The sequence below is a fragment of the Streptomyces sp. NPDC046881 genome (genome assembly GCF_040645015.1).
GTDB lineage: Bacteria > Actinomycetota > Actinomycetes > Streptomycetales > Streptomycetaceae > Streptomyces.
The window spans coordinates 125,232-141,360 of record NZ_JBEYXJ010000002.1; the positions used below are offsets into that span (position 1 = coordinate 125,232).

General features: G+C 75.5%; 9 protein-coding genes. 4 read left to right on the plus strand and 5 right to left on the minus strand.

What is annotated here, in order from left to right; genetic code table 11:
* Window positions 1-11: 11 nt before the first annotated feature.
* Window positions 12-977, plus strand: coding sequence for a thiamine-phosphate kinase (locus tag ABZ923_RS02065; protein ID WP_361465529.1), 966 nt, complete (start codon window positions 12-14; stop codon window positions 975-977).
* Window positions 974-1,768 carry a bifunctional hydroxymethylpyrimidine kinase/phosphomethylpyrimidine kinase gene (gene thiD, locus ABZ923_RS02070; RefSeq protein WP_361465532.1) on the plus strand — a complete coding sequence of 265 codons (795 nt, stop codon included), beginning with the start codon at window positions 974-976 and terminating at the stop codon, window positions 1,766-1,768. Before ABZ923_RS02065 ends, thiD begins: the two co-directional genes overlap by 4 nt.
* Window positions 1,769-1,772: 4 nt before the next feature.
* Here the strand turns inward: thiD and ABZ923_RS02075 are convergent, their stop codons facing one another.
* The 3 genes from ABZ923_RS02075 to rpmB all read right to left on the minus strand — a co-directional run bounded on the left by ABZ923_RS02075 (window position 1,773) and on the right by rpmB (window position 6,339).
* Window positions 1,773-2,975, minus strand: a complete 1,203-nt coding sequence (locus ABZ923_RS02075) for an FAD-dependent monooxygenase (protein ID WP_361465534.1) — start codon at window positions 2,973-2,975, stop codon at window positions 1,773-1,775.
* 35 nt (window positions 2,976-3,010) lie between these two features.
* Window positions 3,011-6,037 (minus strand): BTAD domain-containing putative transcriptional regulator, encoded by a 3,027-nt coding sequence (locus ABZ923_RS02080; RefSeq protein WP_361465537.1) that lies wholly within the window; start codon window positions 6,035-6,037, stop codon window positions 3,011-3,013.
* Window positions 6,038-6,153: 116 nt separating this feature from the next.
* Entirely contained in the window at window positions 6,154-6,339 is a 186-nt protein-coding gene (gene rpmB / locus ABZ923_RS02085; RefSeq protein ID WP_003993230.1) for a 50S ribosomal protein L28, read from the minus strand.
* Window positions 6,340-6,597: 258 nt separating this feature from the next.
* Between rpmB and ABZ923_RS02090 the strand changes: the two genes are divergently transcribed.
* Window positions 6,598-8,364, plus strand: a complete 1,767-nt coding sequence (locus tag ABZ923_RS02090) for a DAK2 domain-containing protein (protein ID WP_361465539.1) — start codon at window positions 6,598-6,600, stop codon at window positions 8,362-8,364.
* A gap of 548 nt (window positions 8,365-8,912) precedes the next feature.
* Here ABZ923_RS02090 and ABZ923_RS02095 read toward each other — a convergent pair.
* Together ABZ923_RS02095 and ABZ923_RS02100 are read right to left on the minus strand one after the other, a co-directional pair.
* The gene (locus ABZ923_RS02095; protein WP_361465542.1) at window positions 8,913-11,855 is read right to left on the minus strand and encodes a tetratricopeptide repeat protein; all 2,943 of its coding nucleotides are present in this window, start codon (window positions 11,853-11,855) and stop codon (window positions 8,913-8,915) included.
* Entirely contained in the window at window positions 11,852-13,690 is a 1,839-nt protein-coding gene (locus ABZ923_RS02100) for an HSP90 family protein (protein WP_361465544.1), read from the minus strand. The genes ABZ923_RS02095 and ABZ923_RS02100 overlap by 4 nt, the downstream gene beginning before the upstream one ends.
* Window positions 13,691-13,888: 198 nt before the next feature.
* Here ABZ923_RS02100 and recG point away from each other — a divergent pair, with 198 nt between their 5' ends.
* Window positions 13,889-16,096 carry an ATP-dependent DNA helicase RecG gene (recG, locus tag ABZ923_RS02105; RefSeq protein ID WP_361465546.1) on the plus strand — a complete coding sequence of 736 codons (2,208 nt, stop codon included), beginning with the start codon at window positions 13,889-13,891 and terminating at the stop codon, window positions 16,094-16,096.
* The last annotated feature ends 33 nt before the right edge of the window (window positions 16,097-16,129 follow it).

Below are 16,129 nucleotides of genomic sequence, written 5' to 3' on the forward strand. Positions count from 1 at the left end.
GGCTTGAGGCAATGAAGGGCACAGTGGGTGAGCTAGGTGAGTTCGGGCTCATCAGGGAGCTGACCTCCCGTCTCACCACCACCCCGGCGGTCCGGGTCGGCCCCGGCGACGACGCCGCGGTGGTCGCCGCCCCCGACCGCCGGGTGGTGGCGAGCACCGACATCCTGCTGGAGGGCCGGCACTTCCGCCGCGACTGGTCCACGGCCTACGACGTCGGCCGCAAGGCCGCCGCACAGAACCTCGCCGACATCGCCGCGATGGGCGCCGTACCGACCGCCCTGCTGCTGGGCCTGGTCGTCCCGGCCGAGCTGCCGGTCACCTGGCCGACCGAGCTGATGGACGGCCTGCGCGACGAGTGCCAGGTCGCGGGCGCCTCCGTGGTCGGCGGGGACGTCGTACGCGGCGACACGATCATGGTGTCGATCACCGCGCTCGGCGATCTGCGCAACCAGGAGCCGGTCACGCGCGCGGGCGCCCAGCCCGGCGACCTGGTGGCCGTCACCGGCTGGCTCGGCTGGTCCGCGGCCGGGTACGCGGTGCTCGCCCGCGGTTTCCGCTCGCCGCGCGCCTTCGTGGAGGCCCACCGGCGCCCCGAGCCGCCGTACCACGCGGGTCCGGCCGCCGCCGCGCTCGGCGCCACCGCCATGTGCGACGTCAGCGACGGCCTGATCGCCGACCTCGGGCACATCGCCGAGGCCAGCAAGGTCCGCATCGACATCCGCTCCGGCGCCATCGACATCCCGACGCAGATGCACGACATCGGGCAGGCCGTCGGCGTGGACCCGCTCCAGTGGGTGCTGAGCGGGGGAGAGGACCACGCGATCGTGGCGACCTTCCCGGCGGACACCAAGCTGCCCGCCCGCTGGAAGGTCATCGGCGAGGTCCTCAACCCCTCCGCGCTGCCCCAGGTGACCGTCGACGGGGCGCCCTGGACCAGCAAGGGCGGCTGGGACCACTTCGGGGACATCGAGTCGTGATCCCCCGCGTCCTGACCGTGGCCGGCTCGGACTCCGGCGGCGGTGCCGGCATCCAGGCCGACCTGAAGACCATGCTCGCGCTCGGCGTGCACGGCATGAGCGTGCTCACCGCGGTGACCGCGCAGAACTCCACGGGCGTCCAGGGCGCCTGGGAGCTGCCGGTGGAAGCGGTCCGGGCCCAGTACCGCAGCGTCGTGGACGACATCGGCGTCCAGGCCGTGAAGACCGGCATGCTGGCCTCCGCCGAACTGGTCGAGGCGGTCGCCGAGTTGATCTCCGGCACGGACGCGCCGGCCGTCGTCGACCCGGTCGGCGTCTCCAAGCACGGCGACCCGCTGCTGGCCGCCTCCGCCCTGGACTCCGTGCGGACCAGGCTGCTGCCGGCGGCGACCGTGGCCACCCCGAACCTCGACGAGGTCGCCCAACTCACCGGCGTCCGCGTCCGGTCGGAGGACGATCTGCGACCGGCCGCCGAGGCCGTGCTGGAGTTCGGGCCGCGCTGGGTGCTGATCAAGGGCGGACACCTCGCGGGCGACGCCGTGGACCTGCTCACCGACGGCTCCGAGGAACACCTGCTGCGGGCACCCCGCCACGACAACCGGCACACCCACGGCACCGGCTGCACCCTCGCCTCGGCGATCGCCTGCGGTCTGGCGCGGGGGCGGTCCGTGCCGGAGGCGGTCGCCGCGGCCAAGGAGTACGTCACCGGGGCGATCGCCGCCGGGTTCGCCCTCGGCGCCGGGATCGGACCCGTGGACCACGGGTGGGCGCTGGGGCGGGACGGCCGCTGAGGGCTCAGGCGGGGTACTCCGGCAGGTCGATGGCGGTCGCCGCCTTCTCCGTCAGCCGCTTGAAGAAGCCGGCCAGCGGGCGGGAGGCGAGCAAGCGGTACATCCGGTCCCGGCTGCGGATGCGCCGCTCGGTGGGCGGGGCGAAGAACGGCCCCGCGTTCCCGGAGATCTTCTGGCAGCCCTTGGCGAAGCCCCGGATCCGGCTCTCGTAGGCCGGCAGCGCCACCCGGTGGTCGCCGCCCGCCAGGGCCAGCTCACCGGCGAGGACGTGGGCGGCGACGATCGCCACGCCCGTGCCCATGCCGCCCATCGTCGCCCCGTACCCGGCGTCCCCGAGCAGCGCCACCCGGCCCCGGGTGAGACTCTCGACGTGGATCTGCGCGATGGCGTCGAAGTACAGGTCGTCCGTCTCCGCGAGGCCCTTGAGCACGGCCGGCGTCTCCCAGCCCATCCCGGCGAACCGCTCGGTGAGGATCCGCTTCTGCGCCGCGACGTCCCGGCGGTCGTACGCCAGTTGCCCGGACCGGAAGACCAGCAGCGCCCCGGCCCGCTCCGGGTCGCCGTCGTAGTTGTTGAGGCCGACACAGCGGCCGGGCTCGCTGTACAACAGGCCGGTGCGGTTCAGGCCCAGGTGGTTGGGGAGGCTGAAGCCGGCCACGTAGTGGTCGAGGAAGCGCAGGTAACGCGACTCGTCCCCGAACACCAGGCGGCGGGTGTTCGAGTGCAGGCCGTCGGCGCCGACGACGAGGTCGAAGCGGCGGGGCGCACCCCGCTCGAACGCGACCTCCACGCCCCGCGGGGTGTCGGTCAGCGCCGTGACGGAGTCGCCGAAGACGTACTCCACCGAGTCCTTCGTCCGCTCGTACATGATCCGCGCGAGGTCGCCGCGGAAGATCTCCACATCGCCGCTCATCATCTCCGCGGGCAGGTCCACCCGCGGCGTGCCGTCGGCGGCGACGACGCTCTGCGGGCCCATGCGGGTCTGGTGGGCGTGGACGTCGTCCCGGATGCCCATCGCGGTGAGCACCCTGCGGTGCACGTGCCCGCGGAAGTCGACGGCGAAGCCGCCGGCGCGCAGGGCGGGCGCCTTCTCCACGACCGTGACCCGGGCGCCGCGGCGGGCCAGGTTCAGGGCGAGGGCGGGACCGGCGACACTGGCGCCGGAGATCAGGACGGACAGGTGGCCGAGGTGGTGTGTCTTCGTCATGCCGGCCACTGTCCCGGCCCCCGCTTACCGCGCGCCTACCGTTCGCTGACCGCCGCCGACCGCAGGCCGCGGCCCTGTTCGTAGGCCGTGGCGTAGGCCTCCGGGGACAGGCACGCGCGCGTGTGCCGCGTCGTCCGGGCGACGTCCGGGTCCCCGGGCAGGGGCACGCCGCGCAGGCCCGCGGCGGCGCCGAGGAGTTCGGCCGCCCGCTGCGGGCGCGGGGCGAGGGCCGCGAGGGCGTCGGCGACATCGGCGAGCAGGAGCGCGTCGCGCGACTCCAGGGCCTGCGCACGGGCCTGGGCGAGCCAGTCCCGGGCGGCGTCCCGGTCGCCCTCGGCGGCGGCCGTACGGCCCAGCCCGATGAGGATCCGCACCGTCTCGCCGACGCTGAACCAGGTGGCCGCGCAGGCCTCCAGGGCGTTCTCGTAGTGCACGCGCGCGCGTGCCGTGTCCCCGGCCAGCCGGGCCGTGTCCCCGAGGCCGCGCAGCGCCCCCGCCACCTTGTCGCCCGCCCCGGCGGCACGGGCCAGCTCGCCGGCGCGCGTGAAGTGGGCGGCGGCCTCCTCCGCCGCCCCCCGGGCCAGCAGCACCACCGCCCGTGTGCGCAGCAGGTCGGCGGTCTCCTCCGGCGCGTCCAGCTCCCGGACGTGCACCAGGCCCTCGTCCAGCAGGGCCAGCGCCCGCGCGTACTCACCCCGGCCGTACGCGAACCCGCCCAGCGGATCGAGGCAGTTGGCCATGCCCCAGCGGTCGCCCGTGCCGCGGAAACCCTCCCACGCGCGCGTGAAGCCCGCCTCCGCGTCGGCGGCCCGCCCCGCGAACAGCGCCTGGTAGGCGAGGCCCACGTCCAGCAGGGCCCGGCCCCAGGGGTCCTGGCCCAGCTGCACACGCACCCGCTCGTCCACGCTCAGCTGGGGGCCGCCCGTGAGGGACCACAGGATCACCGTGAACGGGAGCCGCAGCGGGCGGTCGAAGGAGGACATGAGGGCGGCCACGCGCGCGATCAGACCGGCGTCCTCCGGGTCGTCGCCCCGCCCGGAGACGGCGTTCATCGCGCACAGCGCGTACTCCTCGGCCAGCCCGGGCGGCGGCTTGGCGCCGACCGCCGCGAGCAGCGCCCGGGCGCCCGGCACGCGGTCGCCGTGCAGTCCGCGCAGCCGCCGGAACCAGGTCAGCGCGGCCGTCAGCCGCAGCGCGTCCCGCGGCGCCGTCCGCGTCAGATACCGCAGCGCCGCGTCCAGGTTGCCCTGCTCGGCCGCCAGCCGCCCCAGCCAGCGCACCTGGTCCGCGCCCCGCAGCAACGGCTCCGCCTCCTCGGCCAGCCGCAGGAAGTAGGCGGCGTGCGCCGCGCGCAGCTGCGCGGCGCACGGCTCCCGGCGGTCGGTCAGTGACTCCGCGGCGAAGGCGCGGATGGTCTCCAGCATCCGGTAGCGGCCGTCGGAGACCTCCAGGAAGGACTTCTCCACCAGGGACGCCAGCGGGTCCTCCGGGTACGGCACCCCGCACACGGCCGCGACGGCGTCCAGCGTGGCACCGCCCGCGAAGACGGTCAGTCTGCTCGCCAGGTCCCGTTCCCCGGCGTCCAGCAGCTCCCAGCTCCACTCGACCACCGCGCGCAGGGTGCGGTGCCGGGGCGCCTTGGCCCGGTCCCCGCGCGCGAGCACCCGGAACCGGTCGTGCAACCGGTCCGCCAGCTCGTCCACGGAGAGCGTGCGCAGCCGGGCCGCGGCCAGCTCGATCGCCAGCGGGAGCCCGTCCAGCGCCCGGCAGATCTCCGGCACGCGCGCGTGGCCGTCGAAACCGGGCCGTACCGCGCGCGCCCGGTCAAGCAGCAGTCGTACCGCCGGCTCCTCGGGCAGCGGCGGCACCGGCACCAGCACCTCGCCGGTGATGCCCAGCGTCTCCCGGCTGGTCGCCAGCACCCGGACCCCGGGACAGGCGCCCAGGAGCAGCGCGGCCGTCCGCGCGGCGGCCTCGACGAGGTGCTCGCAGTTGTCGAGCACCAGCAGCACCTCACGGTCCGCCAGCGCCTCCAGCAGCCGGTCCAGGGCGTCCGTGGCCGGGCTGCGGAAGCCGTCCCGCACCCCGAGCGCCGCCAGCACCGCGGACGGGATCCCGGCGCCGTCGGCGAGCGGCGCCAGCTCGACCAGACAGACGTCGGCGCCGGTGCGGGCACGGGCCGCCTCCAGCGCGAGCCGGGTCTTGCCGACGCCCCCGGGACCGGTCAGCGTCACCAGCCGGGACCCGGCCAGCGCCCGGTCGATCCGGGCCAGCTCCGCGTCGCGGCCCACGAACCGGGTGAGCTGGGCCGGGAGCCGGGGCCGGGCCGGGGCGTCGGTGCCGTCCCGGAGCAGCCGGAGGTGGAGTGCGGACAGCGTGGGCGACGGATCGGTGCCCAGCTCGTCGGCGAGCGTGCGCCGGGCCTCCTCGAACACGGCCAGCGCCTCAGCGGGCCGCCCGGCCGCGTGCAGGGCCCGCATCAGCTGCCCGTACAGCCGCTCGTCCAGCGGCTGCTCCCGGAGTAGCGTCCGCAGCTCGGGCACCAGCTCCGGGCCGCCCCCGGTGCCCAGCTCGGCCTCGATCCGGTCCTGCACGACGGCCAGCCGCAGCTCCTCCAGCCGGGCCCGGTCGGCGTGCGCGTCCGGCAGGTCGGGCAGCGCGGGACCGCGCCACAGCGCGAGGGCGTCGCGCAGGAGGGCCGCCGCGCGCGCGTGGTCGCCGGCCGTGAGCGCGGTACGGCCCTCGGCGGCCAGCCGGGCGAAGCGGTGGGCGTCGACGGTGTCCGGGTCGACGGCGAGGGTGTAGCCGGCGGGCACGGCGTCGATCCCGGTGTGCGGTGCGAGCCGCCGGCGCAGGCGGGAGATCTGCGACTGGAGGGCGCCCAGGGCCCCGGCGGGCGGCTCGGCACCGTACAGGCCGTCCAGGAGACGCTCGACGGGGACCGGGCGGCCGGCGTCGAGCAGCAGCAGGCCGAGCAGGGCGCGGGGCCGCGGGCCGCCGGGGTCGACGGGGGTGCCGTCGCCGGTGTGGATCTCCGTGGGGCCCAGGATGCCGAAGCGCATTCCGTGGATTCTCGCAGCCCGGAACCGTTCATGGGTACGGCAAAAAGCCGGCCCACCCGGAGGTGGACCGGCTCAGTGCAGCGAACCAGGCAGTGGCCGCGCGCTCAGCTGTAGCGTCAGCGCGAGACCTTGCCGGCCTTGATGCACGAGGTGCAAGCGTTCACGCGCTTCGGCGTCCCGCCGACCACGGTACGCACACGCTGGATGTTCGGGTTCCAGCGGCGGGACGTACGGCGGTGCGAGTGCGAGATGTTGTTGCCGAAGCCCGGCCCCTTGCCGCAGACGTCGCAGTTGGCAGCCACGGGTCACTCCAAAGACTTCAGATGCACTTACGGTTAATCCCGGCATGCCGGGATCGAGATCCTAAGACCTGAATCTGAGTGGCGTTGCCAGGGGGAATGGCCCGATCAGGATCGGGCAACCGGAGCAGCATACAACGACTGCGTCCGTACAGCGAAACTACCATGGCAGTTCAGGCCCCCGCTCCCGGCCCTCTTCCGGAACCCGGCGGTCCGGGGTCTACGCTGCGTCCCACGTCCAGCCAGCTCAGGGAGGCGCAGGTGGCGCAGGTGCCGCAGACATTCCTCGATGCTCTCGCGGTGCGCACCTGGTGCGGTCTGGCGCTCCGGGCCCTGGGGCGGGCCCGTGAGGAGATCGACGCGATCAACGTCTACCCGGTGGCCGACGGCGACACCGGGACCAACCTGTACCTGACCCTGGAGTCCGCGGCGACGGCCGTGGAGGCGGTGTTCGCCGGATACGAGACCGGCTGCGCCGAACCCGCCCTCGCGGACGCGGTACGGGCCATGGCCCACGGGGCGCTCATCGGGGCCCGGGGCAACTCCGGGACGATCCTCGCGCAGCTGCTGCGCGGGATGGCGCAGGTCCTCGCGGACACCGGTGAGGCCTCCCGCACGGACGGCCCGACGCTGCGGCTGGCCCTGCGCCGGGCCGCCGACTCCGCCCGGCAGGCCGTGGCCCACCCCGTCGAGGGCACGGTGCTGACGGTCGCCTCGGCCGCCGCCGACGCCGCCGAGGGAGCCGAGGGGGACTGCGGGACGGTCGCGCGGGCCGCCTACGAGGGCGCGCGGGCGGCCCTGGCGGCAACCCCCGGCCAGCTGGCCGTGCTGAAGCGGGCCGGCGTGGTCGACGCGGGCGGACGCGGGCTGGTGGCGGTGCTGGGCGCGCTGGTGGAGGCGTTCACGGGGGAGGCGGTGCGGGAGACCCCGCCGCGCGGGATCCCGCAGCCCCCGGGGGCCGTCCCCGGAGCGCGCGCGGAGGCGGTGGGGCGCGGCGAACTGCGCGACCAGCCGGACACGGCCGTTCCCGGTGCGCACGCGCGCGCGGAGGCGGTACCGGAGTGCGGGCCCGAGGGCGGCCCGTGCCCCGACGCGGCCGGCGCCGACGGGCCCGCGTTCGAGGTGATCTACCTGCTGGAGGCCGAGGACGCGGCCGTGACCCGGCTGCGCGCGCGGCTCGACGCCCTCGGGGACTCCCTGGTCGTGGTCGGCGGCGACGGCCTGTGGAACGTCCACGTACACGTCGACGACGCCGGCGCCGCCGTGGAGGCCGGCGTGGAGGCCGGGCGGCCGTACCGGATCCGGATCACCCACTTCGGGCTCGGGGACGTGCACACCGGCCGGGAGCGCCCGCCGCGTGAGCGGGCCCAGCGCGCGGTCGTCGCCGTCGTACCGGGCGAGGGCCTGGCCGGGCTGTACACCGAGGCCGGCGCGACCACCGTCCTCGCGCGCCCCGGGGAGCCGCCCGCCAGCGGGGAGCTGGTGCAGGCGGTACGGCGTGCCCACGCGCGCGAGGTCGTCCTGCTGCCCAACGACGCCGAGCTGCGCCACACGGCCGCCGCCGCGGCCGAGCAGGCCCGCACCGAGGGCATCCGGGTGGCCCTGATCCCGACCCGCTCGGCGGTCCAGGGCATCGCCGCGCTCGCGGTGCACGAGCCGGAGCGCCGGTTCGACGAGGACGTCGTCCAGATGACCTCGGCGGCGGGCGCCACCCGGTACGCCGAGGTCGTGGTCGCCGAGCACGAGTCGTGGACGACGGCCGGCATCTGTCAGGCCGGGGACGTGCTCGGCCTGATCGACGGCGACGTGGCGGTGATCGGCGCGGACGTCACCGCCACCGCCCGGACCGTCCTGGACCGCATGCTCCAGGCCGGCGGCGAGCTGGTCACGCTCGTCGTCGGCGACGAGGCGCCGCGGACCGTCGCCACGCACCTGGAGGCCCACGTACGCGAGGCCTACCTGGCCGTGGACACGGTGGTGTACCGCGGCGGCCGGCAGGGGGCCCTGCTGCTCGTCGGCGTGGAGTGACCCCGGCCCCGCGTCAGCCCTCTTCCGGCTCTGTTCCTTCCCGTGCCGCCTCCAGCCTGTGGGCCGCTTTCTCCTGCCGGGCCTGAGCCGCCTGGTCGGCTCGTGGAGTGGGCCCGGCCCGGCGTGAGCCCTCTTCCGGTTCCGTCCCTTCCCGTGCCGCGTCGAGCATCTGGGCCGCCTCTTCCCGCCGGGCCCGGGCCGTCTGGTCGGCGTGGGGTGGGCCGGGCGCCGCGTCAGCCCCGTTCCGGTTCCGTTCCCTCCCGTGCCGTCTTTGTGGGCCGCCTTCTCCCGCCGGGCCCGGATCGTCTGGTCGGCGTGGAGCGGACCGGGCCCGCGTCAGCACCGTTCCGGATCCGTTCCCTCCCGTGCCGCGTCGAGCATCTGGGCCGCCTCTTCCCGCCGGGCCCGGGCCGTCTGGTCGGCGTGGGGTGGGCCCGGCGCCGCGTCAGCCCCGTTCCGGTTCCGTTCCCTCCCGTGCCGCCTTTGTGGGCCGCCTTCTCCCGCGGGCCCGGGCCGTCTGGTCGGCGTGGAGTGGGCCGGGCCCCGCGTCAGCCCTCTTCCGGTTCCGTTCCCTCCCGTGCCGCCTCCAGCATCTGGGCCGCCTCCTCCCGCCGGGCCCGGACCGTCTCGTCGGCGTCGTCGGTGCCCTCGTAGACCGCGAGCACCGCACGCGCGCGTGCCGCCGCCCGCGCCGGACGGCCCAGGTCCGCCTCCAGCCAGCCCGCGCCCAGTTCCGCTCCGGTACGGCTGTGCAGCCCGGCCGCGCCGAGGTCGGCGAACACCGCCACGGCCCGGGTCATCTGCTCCAGCGCCGCCTCGAACGCGGCCCGGATCGCCGTGTCCTCTGCCTCCTCGGACGCCGAGCGGGCCAGCAGCTCCGCGAACTGCCGGTGGGTGCCGCCCAGTTCCGCGACCAGCTCCTCCCGGTCCGCGCCCCCCGCCGCCAGTGCCGCCTCGCCCTCCCGGACCGCCTCCGCCATCAGCGCACGGGCGGGCTCCGCCCCGCGCTCCCCGCCCAGCGCCAGCCAGGCCCGGGCGCGCAGCGAGCGGACCAGGAACGGTGCGTTGCCGAGCGCGCGCCACAGCTCGCCCGCGCGCGCGTAGGCCCGGTCCGCCTCCTCGTCCAGCCCCGCGCTGCCCAGCGACTCCGCCGCGAGGTGGGCGAGGGTGGCGTGGTCCTGCTGATCGGGCCAGTGCCGGGCCAGCTCCGCGGCCCGGAGCCGCTGTTCGGCGGCGGCCCGGTGCTCGCCCAGCTCGCCCAGGCAGTCCCCGAGCCACCAGCGGGCCTGCACCACCAGCCCGTCACCGTGCGTCTCGGCGCTCAGGTCGGCCAGCGCGGACTCCAGCACCTCGGCGGCCTCCGCGTACCGGCCCCGGCGCAGCAGGAAACCGCCCAGCTGCTGCCGCGCCCACGCGCCCAGGGTGCCGCTCTCGCCGGCCTCGTCGGCCCAGTGCGCGGCCTCCAGCGCGTGCTCTGCGGCCTCGGCGGGCGCGTCCCGGCCGCCGAGCACCTCGGCGAGCTGGAGGTGCAGCTGGGCCCGCCCGACGGGCTCCACGTACGGCCCGCCGTGCTCCAGGGCCGCCCGCAGCGCCCGCTCGGCCCCGGCCGGGTCACCGGCCTGGTGGGCCAGGGCGGCGACCTGCACCTCGTACTCGACCGCGAACCACGGCAGCCCGGCGGTCACGTACCCGTCGGCGGCCCGCCGGAACAGCTCCGCCGCCCGCTCCGCGTCCCCGGTGAGCCCGGCGAGTTCGGCGAGCATCGCCCGTGCCTCGGCGGCCCGCGCCGCCAGCCGCACATCGTCCCCGCCGCGCCCCTCGACGAGCGCCAGCACCTCCCGCACGGACGCCTCGGCGTCCCCGACGGCCTGCCCGGCCTCCCGTTCGGCACCCCGGGCGGCGGCCTCGTGCACCCGCCGCATCAGGATCCGCGCCCGGCTCATCACCACCGACGCGGTCTGCCGCATCCCGGTGCCCTCGTCGGCGTACAGCGCGAGCACCTCGTCGTACAGGCCGGTGACCGCGGCGAGGGCCGCGTCGACCTCTCCCGCCAGCGCGCGGACGTACGCCCCACGCGCGCGTGCCGCCAGCGCCTCCCCGGGGTCGCCCGCCTCCGCGTACAGCACCGCCGCCCGGTCGAACAGGGGCAGTCCCTCGGGGCCGCGGGCCATCGCCTCGTGGTCGGCGATCTCCGCGCGGCCCCGCGGTTCGAGACCGGCGCCGTCCGGAACGGCCCGCGCGAGGGCCGCCCACGCCTCCAGCGCGTGCGGCTGCAGGGTGTCCGACAGCCGCCGCGCCTCGGCGAGCAGGGCGGCCACGCCGGGCTCGCCGGGGAGGTCCGGCGCCGGGGGCGCGACCGCCGGCGCCGGCGCGGTGCGCACCGTACGCACGCCCAGCGGCAGCCGCTCCACCAGCGGGCGCCCGGCCATCCGCGCGCGGATCCGGTCGCCGACCGCGGACGTGCCGTTGCGCCGGTCGAACCGCTCGGCGAGGTCCGTGGCCTCCGCGCGCGCGTGCGCGCCGAGTTCACGCGCGGTCCACGTCCGCCCGGCCGGCCCCGGCACCCGCTGCCCGCCGAGACCCAGCTCCGTCAGCCGGTCCATGAGCAGCGCCACCACGGCCATGAAGTCCAGCCGGCTGCGCGGATGCCCCGTGTCCGTGAAGTACGCCGGCCGCTCCGCCAGCAGCTCCAGACCGCGCGCCTCGTTCCCGGTCAGCGCGCAGAACTCCACGTGGTCGGCGTACGCACCCCGCATGCTCTCCATGGGCCGCACCAGCCGGACCCCGCGCAGGTGGTGGGCCCGGGCATCCTCGGTGCGGCCGAGGCGCAGCAGCGGGGCCAGCGAGGAGGCGAGCACCGTGTGCGGCTCGTGCGCGCAGGCGAACTCGCCCTCCAGCACCGGCCGCCACAGCCGCAGCGCCTCGGCGTCCCGGCCGCACCGCACCTGCCAGACGCCCTGCGCGTGCAGCTCGCAGGCGTGGCAGTCGGCCATCCGGTCCCGGTCGGCGGCCAGCCACGCGGCGTACGCCCGCTCCGCGCGCGGGAGGTCCCCGATGTGCGCGGCCACGCTCAACTCGGCGCTGCGCACGGCCCGTTCCGAGTAGCCGGCGAGCCGGTAGCGGTGCTCCATCTCGCCGAGCCACTTCTCGATCGAGGCGAGCGGGATGTGCGGCTGGTCCAGCATGCCCGCCGACATCCACTTGAAGACCCAGTGCAGCGAGTGCGCCTCGTACTCGTCGAAGTCCTCCGGCCGTTCGTCCCACAGGCGCAGCAGCCGCGCGAACGGGACGAACATCTTGTCCTTCTCGGAGCTGTAGTTGTAGACCTTCAGCTGGTGTCCGAGCGCCTCGATCACGGCGAGCGGGACGTTCAGCTTCTCGGCCTCGGCCAGCAGCTGCTCCGCGCGCGCGTTGCGGGCCGGTCCCTCCGGCTCCTCGGAGTTCTCCGCCAGCGCCCGGCGCAGCGCGTCGAAGTCGGTGATCTCGCTCATCGTCCGTCCCCCTCCCCGTGGGTCGCCCAGGCGAGCAGCCCGATGAACGCCCGGTTCAGCAGTGCCGAGTCGGCCGGCCGCAGCGGGCGCTGCGCCATCAGCAGGGCCTGTCCGTACAGCGACTCGGTGGCGGTGCCGATCAGCTCCGGGTCGCCGAGCGAACCGATTCGCCGGACCAGCGGGTTGAGGTGGTTGAGCACCAGACGCGCGCGCGGGGCGCTGCCGCGCAGCGAGCCCAGGATGCCCGCCCACAGGTCGTCGGCCTGCTCCTCGGCCGCCGCGCGGGCCTGCTCGTGCCGGGCGGCCCGGTCGTCCAGGTGCAGCGCGGGCACGGAGAGGGGATGGAAGGCCCGCAGGACGACGTCACAGCCCAGCGGATCGAGGGTCGCGCGCGCGGCGGCCAGGAAACCGGCCAGCGCCAGCTCCTCGCCCGGGTCGACCGCGTCCAGGTGGGCGGTCACGGTGTCCGCGTCCAGCTCGGCGACCACCGTCCCCGGCCGCACCCGCGGCAGCGCCTCGACCAGCTCGCTGTCGTAGGTGTAGCCGCCGTTGACCACGCCGACGCCCTGCGCCGAGGCGATCGGCGCGACCTGCCGGTACTCCTCGACGGTCCGCGTGAAGTGCACCACCGGGTGCCGCCGCGCGAACTCCTCCAGGGACAGCTGCCCGTCGGTCGTCTCGAACGGCAGCCACGGCAGCATCGTGCGCAGCATCTCCACGTCATGCCTGGCCAGTGACTTCACACCCAGGTGGTGCACGGCGAGGAAGGCCGACAGCCGCTCCGGGTCACCGGCGGCGAGCCCGGTCAGCCACGACCGGATCCTCGCCCCGAGCGCGTCCCGTACCGCGGCGAGCGTCTCGTCCTCGTACAGCGCCTCGCGCGAGGCGGTGGGCCGCAGGCTGTCGGTGTCCAGGACGCAGCGCACGAAGAACGCCCAGTCCGGCAGCAGCTGTTCGGCCCGCTCGGTGAGCAGCATGCCCTTCAGGTGCACCCGGTGGCCGGCCCGCCGGGCCGGGCTGACCGCCGCCGGCAGCACGTACGCCACCCCGCGGATCCCGGCCAGCGGCACGTCGAGGTCGATCGAGTCCAGCGGGGTGAAGCCGAACAGCTCCCGGCAGTGCCGGGCCAGCGCCACCCGCCGCCCGGCGGGACTCGGGTGGGCCCGGTCCCAGGGCGCGGGCAGGTCGGTGACCGGCTCGTCGCCGACCCGGACGTCGTAGGGCAGCAGCGAGCCGAAGTCCCGGGCCAGGTCGCGGACCCGCTCGGGCGCCAGCCACTCGGCCGCGCCGGCCCGCGCCGTCAGGTACACGGTCGTACCCGGCTCGGGCCGCTCGGTGTCGGGCAGCGTGCGCACGGTGTACGAGCCGTCGTCCCGGGCCGTCCACTCCACCGGCGGCGCCCCGGGCGTACGGGCGCTGCGGCTGACCACCCGGATCCGCTCGGCGACGACGAAGCAGGCCAGCAGGCCGATGCCGAACTGGCCGAGGAAGTCCGCCCGGGCCTCCTGCAGGCCCTCGGCCCGTTTGGAGCTGCGGCCGATGGTCGCCAGCAGGCTGTGCACGTCCGGCTCGGTGAGCCCGACACCGGTGTCCTCCACGCGCAGGGTGCCGTCCGCCGCGTACAGCCGGATCCGCGCCGGGGCGTCCGGTTCGGCGGCGCGGCGGGCGGTGACGGCGTCCACGGCGTTCTGCAGCAGCTCGCGCAGATAGACCTTGGGGCTGGAGTAGAGGTGATGGGAGAGCAGGTCCACCAGGCCGCGCAGGTCGACCTGGAAGCTGTGAGGTGGGTGAGGTGACTGGGATGCCTGGGATGCCTGAGAGGTCTGGGAGTCCATCGTCACTGCGCCGGAGGGGGGCGTGCGTGCGGCGCGGGGTCGGGCGGTCCCGTCGGGGCGGTGACCGCGAAGGATGGCCGGAGCGCGCCATCCTAAGCCGGAACAGCCCGCCTGACCAGGAGTTTCCCTGATGTTTACAGCGCCCCGGACGGAATGCGCGGGGCAGCGTCTACGGCATTGTCGGTGCCGTGGTGTGCAATGGATCGCGTGCCCGCACTGCAAGAACCGCTCAAGAAGGTGCTCGGCCCCGCCACCGCGAAGGTGATGGCCGAGCACCTCGGCCTGCACACCGTCGGCGACCTCCTGCACCACTACCCCCGCAGATACGAGGAGCGCGGCCAGCTCACCCACCTCGCCGACCTCCCCATGGACGAGCACGTCACGGTGGTCGCCCAGGTCGCCGACGCCCGCCTGCACACCTTCGCCTCGGCCAGGGCCCCCCGCGGCAAGGGCCAGCGCCTGGAGGTCACGATCACCGACGGCAGCGGCCGGCTCCAGCTGGTCTTCTTCGGCAACGGCGTCCACAAACCCCACAAGGAGCTGCTGCCGGGCACCCGCGCGATGTTCGCCGGAAAGGTGTCCGTCTTCAACCGCCGCCTCCAACTCGCCCACCCTGCATACGAGTTGCTCCGGGGTGACGGCGAGGAGGCGATCGAGACCTGGGCCGGCGCACTGATCCCCATCTACCCCGCCACCGCCAAACTGGAGTCCTGGAAGATCGGCAAGGCGGTGCAGACCGTCCTGCCCAGCGCCCAGGAGGCCCTCGACCCGCTCCCGGACTCCCTCCGCGCCGGCCGCGGCCTGCTCCCGCTCCCCGAGGCCCTCCTCAAGATCCACCGCCCGCACACCAAGGCCGACATCGCCGACGCCCGCGCCCGACTGAAGTGGGACGAGGCCTTCGTCCTCCAGGTCGCCCTGGCCCGCCGCCGGCACGCCGACACCCTGCTGCCCGCCGTCCCCCGCGTCCCCGCGGCCGACGGCCTCCTCACGGCCTTCGACGACCGCCTCCCCTTCACCCTCACCGAGGGCCAGCAGAAGGTCTCCGAGGAGATCTTCGCCGACCTGGCCGCCACCCACCCGATGCACCGGCTGCTGCAGGGAGAGGTCGGCTCCGGCAAGACCCTGGTGGCCCTGCGCGCCATGCTCGCCGTGGTCGACGCCGGCGGCCAGGCGGCCATGCTCGCGCCCACCGAGGTCCTCGCCCAGCAGCACCACCGCTCGGTCACCGAGATGATGGGAGAACTCGCCGAGGGCGGCATGCTGGGCGGCACCGAGCACGCCACCAAGGTCGTCCTGCTCACCGGCTCCATGGGCACGGCCGCCCGCCGCCAGGCCCTGCTCGACCTGGCCACCGGCGAGGCGGGCGTCGTCATCGGCACCCACGCCCTGATCGAGGACAAGGTCCAGTTCCACGACCTCGGCCTGGTCGTGGTGGACGAACAGCACCGCTTCGGGGTGGAACAGCGCGACGCTCTGCGCGGCAAGGGCAAGCAGCCCCCGCACCTCCTCGTCATGACGGCCACCCCCATCCCGCGCACGGTCGCCATGACGGTCTTCGGCGACCTGGAGACCTCGGTCCTCGACCAGCTCCCGGCCGGTCGCTCCCCGATCGCCACCCACGTCGTCCCGGCCGCCGACAAACCCCACTTCCTGGCCCGCGCCTGGGAACGGGTCCGCGAGGAGGTCGGATCCGGCCACCAGGCGTACGTGGTCTGCCCGCGCATCGGCGACGAGGACGACGACCCGAAGAAGGCCGGCAAGAAGAAGTCCCCCGAGGACGAGGCGGAGAAGCGGCCCCCGCTGGCCGTGCTCGACGTCGCCGGCCAGCTGGGCCGCGGCCCCCTCCAGGGCCTGAAGGTCGAGGTGCTGCACGGCCGGATGCACCCGGACGACAAGGACGCCGTCATGCGCCGCTTCGCCGCCGGAGAGACCGACGTCCTCGTCGCCACCACCGTCATCGAGGTCGGCGTCAACGTCCCCAACGCCACGGCCATGGTCATCATGGACGCCGACCGCTTCGGCGTCTCCCAGCTCCACCAGCTGCGCGGCCGGGTCGGCCGCGGCTCCGCCCCCGGCCTGTGTCTCCTGGTCACCGAGATGCCCGAGGCCAGCGCCGCCCGCCAGCGCCTGGGCGCCGTCGCCTCCACCCTCGACGGCTTCGAACTCTCCCGTATCGACCTCGAGCAGCGCCGGGAGGGCGACGTCCTCGGCCAGGCCCAGTCCGGCGCCCGCTCCAGCCTCCGGGTGCTGGCGGTCATCGAGGACGAGGAGGTCATCGCGGAGGCGCGGGAGGAGGCGGCGGCGCTGGTGGCGGCCGACCCCGAGCTGGAGCGGCTGCCGGGTCTGCGCACGGCCCTGGACGCGCTGTTGGACGAGGAAAGGGAGCAGTACCTGGAGAAGGGCTGAGGTGTGGCGTCCCCCCGGCGTCCCCGGAAACGG

Coding starts and splice junctions, on each gene's coding strand:
- ABZ923_RS02065 (WP_361465529.1), top strand. CDS start 12: ATGAAGGGCACAGTGGGTGAGCTAGGTGAGTTCGGGCTCATCAGGGAG.
- ABZ923_RS02075 (WP_361465534.1), bottom strand. CDS start 2,975: ATGACGAAGACACACCACCTCGGCCACCTGTCCGTCCTGATCTCCGGC.
- ABZ923_RS02080 (WP_361465537.1), bottom strand. CDS start 6,037: ATGCGCTTCGGCATCCTGGGCCCCACGGAGATCCACACCGGCGACGGC.
- ABZ923_RS02095 (WP_361465542.1), bottom strand. CDS start 11,855: ATGAGCGAGATCACCGACTTCGACGCGCTGCGCCGGGCGCTGGCGGAG.
- ABZ923_RS02100 (WP_361465544.1), bottom strand. CDS start 13,690: ATGGACTCCCAGACCTCTCAGGCATCCCAGGCATCCCAGTCACCTCAC.
- recG (WP_361465546.1), top strand. CDS start 13,889: ATGGATCGCGTGCCCGCACTGCAAGAACCGCTCAAGAAGGTGCTCGGC.